General features: G+C 70.0%; 5 protein-coding genes. All 5 read right to left on the bottom strand.

What is annotated here, in order from left to right; genetic code table 11:
• Positions 1-42: 42 nt before the first annotated feature.
• Positions 43-225 carry a hypothetical protein gene (locus VGS97_RS06840; RefSeq protein WP_326852387.1) on the bottom strand — a complete coding sequence of 61 codons (183 nt, stop codon included), beginning with the start codon at positions 223-225 and terminating at the stop codon, positions 43-45.
• 199 nt (positions 226-424) lie between these two features.
• Positions 425-1,636 carry a hypothetical protein gene (locus VGS97_RS06835; RefSeq protein WP_326852386.1) on the bottom strand — a complete coding sequence of 404 codons (1,212 nt, stop codon included), beginning with the start codon at positions 1,634-1,636 and terminating at the stop codon, positions 425-427.
• Positions 1,637-1,650: 14 nt separating this feature from the next.
• Positions 1,651-3,762: an ATP-binding SpoIIE family protein phosphatase gene (locus VGS97_RS06830; protein WP_326852385.1), complete on the bottom strand. Its 2,112-nt coding sequence runs from the start codon at positions 3,760-3,762 to the stop codon at positions 1,651-1,653.
• A gap of 270 nt (positions 3,763-4,032) precedes the next feature.
• A complete protein-coding gene (locus tag VGS97_RS06825) occupies positions 4,033-4,377 on the bottom strand; it encodes a P-II family nitrogen regulator (RefSeq protein ID WP_326852384.1) in 345 nt (114 codons plus the stop codon).
• Between the two features lie 223 nt (positions 4,378-4,600).
• Positions 4,601-6,055 carry an ammonium transporter gene (locus VGS97_RS06820; RefSeq protein ID WP_326852383.1) on the bottom strand — a complete coding sequence of 485 codons (1,455 nt, stop codon included), beginning with the start codon at positions 6,053-6,055 and terminating at the stop codon, positions 4,601-4,603.
• Positions 6,056-6,457 lie beyond the last annotated feature (402 nt).

Genomic DNA, 6,457 nt, shown 5'->3' with positions numbered 1-6,457 from the left:
GTGAAGGCGACCGGGTGAGCTGTCTGAACCATCCGAGTACTGCTAGACCTGGGTCCGGCGCGGATTGGCGACGCTGTCGGGCCACAGGGTCTGATCGGCGCGGTGCGCGTTGCCGGCCCACCGCGTACGCTCGGACGTCTGTTGGGACGCTTCGCGCCGCGAGGCCTTGGCCGCGGACCGACGCAGTGCCGCGCGTCGTCGCCGCCGTTCCACGGTATTGGCCACGGTGACTCCTTCCCGACCAGGCGCCGCCCACCACGGCGCCTGTCATTCCACTGCGTCCGTCATTTTCACTGTGTCCGTCAGTCCACTGCGCGCCATGTCCACTGTGCGCCATCTCGTGTGGCGAACGCGTGGGAAGGCGATTGCGGTCCCGTGAATTCACGTCCACAACGCCGTGACGGCGGGCCGAACTGTTGCCCGGTCACGCATTGAACGGCGGATGACTCTGCGTCTGGTGATCCCGCCACCGGCCCGGGTCGAACGCTGTCGGCGCGGGTGGCGCCGTGAAGACGATTGCGCGCTCGGCCACCGCGCTCGCGGTCTCCCGCGCCTGCCGGTGCAGCAACGCGTCCACGTCGGCGGTCGCCAGGCCCTCGATCTCGGTCCAGAACGTCATGACCCGGTTCACGCACAGCGCGATCAGATGGTCGCGCGCACGTTCCAACTCGCCCGCCGCCAGTGCCTCCAACGCGTCCGCCAGCAGCTGCGGCCAGTCGTCCACTGTGACGCGCAGGCCCCACGGCGCCGGCTTGAGGTCTCGCGCGGAGGGGAAGAGCAGCTGCACGTCCGGGCCGTACGCGTCCAGATAGCTGCACACCGCGCGGCTGATCCGGGCCACCAGCCCAGGATCCTGAGGCGCCGCGACCTCGTCCACCGCGGCCTCCTGCCGCTCGGCGGGCTGCGCCGGACGCACCTCGCCGACCTCCGCGACGACGTGGAACAGCGCGTCGAGGACCTGCTGCGGCAGATACAGGACCTTGGGAAAGGGAGAGTTGTGCACTTTCCGGCCGAGCGGCGCCTCGACCAGCCGCAGCCCGGAGCGCAATGCGTTCGCGGTCAGCCACACGTCGATGCCGTACAGGTTCGCGCTCTGCGGCCGGCGCCACGCGCCGACCCGCTCCAGGAACGCCCGGTTGAACGCGAAGTCGCCGCCGATCGGCTGCTGCACGTACGCTCCGAACGACGCCGCGAGCAGCGGACGCACGAGATGGTTGGTGCTGACCGCCTCGTATCGGTTGCGCCGGTACACCGGCAGGACCATGCGCGGTTCCGGACCGTCGGACGCGTGCGCCAAGCTGATCACCCAGTCCGGCTGGGCGGAGCGCACGTCGCCGTCGAGCAGCACCAGGCGCCGGGCACCGAGTTCGAGGGTCTTCTCGATCAACGCGAAGACGTTCGTGCCCTTACCCGACTCCGCTGCTGCCGACCGGACCACCGCGGTGCGGGAGCGCAGCGCGGTTCCCAGGAACCGGTCCACCGTTCCGTCGGTGCTGCCGTTGTCGGCCAGCACGATGACACCGCCCCGGCCGAGCGCTGCGAGCCCCTCGTCGGCGATCTGCGCGACGTGCGCGATCGTCTCCGCCTCGTTGCGCGTCGGGATGCCCACCACGGTGTCCACGGTGCCTGTGCTCACTCGGCGGGCCCGGCTCAGAAGTCGGGCAGCGGGTCGAGGCGCAGCTCGAACCAGACGGTCTTGCCGGTCGTGGTGCGGCGGGTGCCCCACCGGTTCGACAGCTCCTTGACCAGGTGCAGGCCGCGCCCGCCGTCATCGTCGTCCGCGGCGATGCGCAGCCGGGGAACGGTCTCCGAACCGTCGTAGACCTCGCACAGCAGGGTGCGGTCGCGCAGCAGCCGCACGCTGATCGGGCCCTCGGTGTACAGCAGCGCGTTGGTGACCAGCTCGCTGGTGAGCAGCTCCGCGGTGTCGCCGAGCTGCGCCAGGCCCCAGTTGCCCAGCGTCGCGCGCACCGTGCGCCGGGACTGCGCCACCGCCGGCGGCTCCGGGGCGACCGTCCACTCGGCCGTGGACGACGAAGGCAGTCCGCGAACCCGGGCGACCAGCAGCGCCGCGTCGTCCATGGTGCGGTCGCCGCGCAGCCCGGAGATCAGGCCGTCCGCGATGGCTTCGAGCGCCATCGTCGGGTCCTTCACCCCGTCGGCGAGCTCGCGCAGCCCGTCGTCGATGTCGCGTCCCGGTGCGCGGCTCTCCACCAGGCCGTCGGTGCACAGTATCAACAGGCTGCCGTCAGGAAGCTCGACGTCGCGGCTCTCGAAGGAGTGCCCGCCCACGCCCAGCGGCACGCCCGCGGGCAGGTCGATCTGCTCGGTGCGGCCGTCCGGCCACACCGCGAGGGGCGGCACGTGCCCGGCGCGGGCGATCCGCACGGACTGCGTGGTCGGGTCGTACACTGCGACCACGCAGGTCGCGAAGTGGGCCGTGGCCAGCGAGCCGCCCAGATGCTCCATCAGCTCGTCGAGGTGCTGGAGCACCTCGGCCGGCTGGAGGTCGAGCGCGGCGAGGGTGCGCGTCGCGGTGCGCAGCTGGCCCATCACGGCCGCGGCACGTACCCCGTGCCCCATGACGTCGCCGACCACCAGGGCCACCCGGCCGCCGCCGAGGCCGATCACGTCGTACCAGTCGCCGCCGACGCCGGTCAGGTCGCTGGCCGGCAGGTAGCGGTGCGCGATGTCGATGCCCGCGTGGTAGCCGGAGTCGTCCGGCAGCAGCGCACGCTGGAGCATCAGCGCCGTCTGCCGCTCGTGCGAGTAGAGCCGTGCGTTGTCGATGCACAGCGCGGCGCGCGCGGCCAGCTCCTCGCCGAGCACCGCCTCGCCGGGAGAGAAGGGCCGGCGGGTCGTGTCCCGGGAGAACACCACGAGCCCGAGCACTGCGCCGCGCGCCACCAGCGGCACGACCATCAGCGACTTGCCGACCAGGACCGCCGTGGCCTGCTCGCCGAGGCCAGCGCAGATCCGCTCGGCCAGCGCCTCGTCCACCGCGTGCAGCGTCCGGGAACGGCCGCTGATCAGCGCCTGGGCCAGCGGCGTGCCCGGCTGGTACGAGACGGTCCCCCCGACCGGGAACAGGTCCGCGCCCTCGCGCCGAAACGGCGCCGCGGCCAGCCGCCGCAACACGGTGCCGGTCCCGGCGGGCCGGTCCGGCAGCTCGAAGTCCGCCGCGACGGACTCCAGCACGGTCACCGTGGCCGAGTCGGCGAACCGCGGTACGGCCACCTCCATCAGCTCGGCCGCGGTGGCCGCCATGTCGAGCGTGGAGCCGATCATCGTGTTGGCGTCGGTGAGCAGCTGGACCCGGCGCATCATCGCCACGGTCTGCGCGTGCTCCTGGAACTGGCTGATCGCTTCGAGCGCGGCGTGCGCGGTGCCGAGCGGGGCGTCGCCGACCGCCGGATCGCTGTCGAAGTCGGCCCGGTCCGTCACGACGATGAGGGCTCCAGGCCGGCCGCGCCGGTCCTGGATCGGCTGCCAGCCGCACTCGACCGGATGCGCGCGGCCGTCCGCGTCGAGCAGTGGCAGCGCTCCCGACCAGCTGCGCCCGGCCAGCACCGAGCCGAACAGCTCGTCCACCATCGCGCGGTCTTCCGGGCGCACCAGCAGTGCGCGCAGCCGCCGCCCGCAGGCACGGAACGCGGAAAGACCGAACAGAGCCTGGGCACCCCGGCTCCAGGAAGTGATGCGGCCGTCCGGACCCAGCGTCAAGGTGGCGGGCCAAGGCCGGTCGCGTGCGGAAGAGGCCATCGCGGTGCCGCCGTTTCGCGCGTGCCCAAGCAGTGCAGTGGTCGGTGGGGGGCTCACCCCCGGGTCGAGTGCTCACGTTCGGGTGATCGGTACGGTAGCACACATACATCTCAGGGCCGTGGGTCGCGCGGAGGCTGGATCTGGTATTCCATCGCCGCGAACCGGCCCGTCATCCTCATTTTTCGGGTGGAACCGGGCGGAAATCAAGACGGCGACCGCGCGGAACTGGTAAAGCGCCTCGGGCGGACGGAAGCACGGCTCGGCGCGCGTTCAGACGGCCGGCTCGCCGTGCTCCCCGGTGCGCACCCGCACCACCTGCTCGACGGCGCTGACCCACACCCGGCCGGTGTCGTCCCCGCCGGCTGCCGGGGTGCCGATCCGGCCGAGCAGGTCGGCGAGGTCGGGCACGTCGTCGTCGTGCGCCAGCACGTCGATGCGAAGCCGCGGCACCAGGTCCGCGACCAGCACGGTGGCCCGGTAGACCTCAAGGTGCCGGTTCCACCGGGAGCCCGCCAGCAGCGGCGTCACGGTGACCCCGGGCGCGCCGAAGGCGAGAAGCGCCCGGCGCACGGTATCCAGATCCTCCGGCCGGATGACCGCCGTGATCAGCTTCACCGACCCCGCTACCCCTTATCGCTTTATCGCTCGCCGTCATCGTTAGCTGTCATCGTCAGCCGTCGTCAGCCGACGCGACTGGACGATCATGTTTTACACACCGGTGACTGGTGTTCTGTGCTGCGCCCGCCCCCGCTGGACGGTCGCAGCACAGAGACACCCGGAGAGAAACGCCGAACAGATACTGATCAGAAACGCTGATCAGTGCTGACCAACTGATCGGTCAGGAATCGATGGCCGTCCCGGTCGGCTCCGACGCGGCCGACTCCTTCTTCTGCACCTCGGCCGCCGCGCCGACGGCCGCGCCGACCGCGACGAGGGTCTGCGGCGGGTAGACCTCCTCGTCGTGCACAGCGAGGTCTCCGGTTTCCAGGACCGCGTCGGGCAATCGCAGCTTCATGAACAGGCCGACCACTCTGAGGATCACGAACGTACCGAAGGCGGTCCACACGATCACGGTGAGCGCCGCGAACAGCTGCATCCAGAACTGGTGCCAGGAGTGGCCGCCGTAGAACAGGCCGGTGACCGAGAAGTCGCTCGACCCCTTCGCCTTGCCCGCCGGGTAGACGATCATGTTCGGGTCGGCGAACAGGCCGACCAGCAGACCGCCGCACAGGCCGGCGATGCCGTGCGTGTAGACCACGCCGAGGGTGTCGTCCACCTTCTTGAAGATCCATACCTTCGACAGCTTGTACCAGGCCGTCCACACGATCGCCGAGCTGATCACGCCGAGGCAGATCGCACCGAAGCCGTTGACGTAACCGGCCGCCGGGGTGATCGTCACCAGGCCGACGATCATGCCGTTGATCGCGCCGAGCAGGGTCGGCTTGCGGGTCGGGCTGAGCGTGTAGTCCATGATCAGCCAGACAAGCAGCGCCGAGGCGGTGGCTATGTTGGTGTTGACTACGGCGGCCGCCGCGTCCGCCCCGGCGAAGTACGGGTCTCCGCCGTTGAAGCCGTTCCAGCCGAGCCACAGTATGCCCGCGCCGGTCGCGCACAGCAGCAGGTTGTTCGGCGCGCCGTGCTCGCGGTCCTTCTTCAGTCGTGGCCCGATGACGGCGGCGGCCACGAAGCCGGCGGTGCCCGCGGACAGGTGAATGACGTAACCGCCGGAGTAGTCGACGGCGCCCTTGCCGGCCCAGTAGCCGCCGCCCCAGAGCATGAACGCGTCGGCGGAGTAAACGATCGTGGTCCACAGCGGGACGACGACGAGCCAGGCCTTGAAGCTCATCCGGCCGATCACGCTGCCGAGCCAGAGCAGCGGGGTGATCGCGGCGAAGACGAACTGGAAGTAGAACAGCGCGGACTGGGAGAAGTTGAACGGCGGCATCAGCCCGTCGAGCAGCGGTATGTCCGCCTGCCCCTCCTGGCCCGCGCCCAACGCCGGGCCGGGTTTGCCGAGGAAGCCGCTCGGCGAGCCGTTGACCGTGGTCTTGATCCACGGGTGGCCGAAGCCCATGTTGAAGGCCCACAGCGCCCAGACGATCAGCACCAGGGAGAACGCCGAGAAGGCCATCAGCATGGTGTTGACGGCCCATTTCTTCTGGACCAGGCCACCGTAGAGCACGGCCAGGCCGGGCAGGCTCATCAGACCGACCAGGGTGGCCGCAGTCAGCTGCCAAGCCGCGTCGCCGGACGAGTATCCGGTCGTGGGATACGGGATGTAATCGAGGTGCACAGCGTGCTCCGTCCAAATGCCAATGGGGGAACAGAACCGAAGAGAGTTGAACCGGAGAGAACCGAACTGAGCCGAGCCGAATTGAGCCGAACTGGACCGAACTGGGCTGGACTGGACTGGACTGGATTGAATCGGGTGCGCCGCTGGCTGTCCGGGCAAGTGCTGTGTGTCTGCGGGCCTATGGATCTGTGAATCTGTGAATCTGTGGTCTTTAATGTCAGTGCACTTGTCCGCAGCAGCTGTCGTGCGCGGAGCGGGGACGGCGGGAACCTCGTGGCTTCCGCCGTCGTTGAGCCCGTTGAGCGGTGGGGTCTTGTCAGCCGCCGGATGTCCCGTTGCCGATCGCGTTGTCATCGGTCATTCGCAGCGTTCTCGATTGCGTCGCCGTCGAGTGCGCCGTTA

Origin of the sequence: Actinocrinis sp. (genome assembly GCF_035946395.1) — a bacterium.
Lineage (GTDB): Bacteria > Actinomycetota > Actinomycetes > Streptomycetales > Catenulisporaceae > Actinocrinis.
The sequence above is the reverse complement of the archived record's forward strand: the minus strand, read 5'-3'. Positions and strand labels throughout refer to the sequence as shown.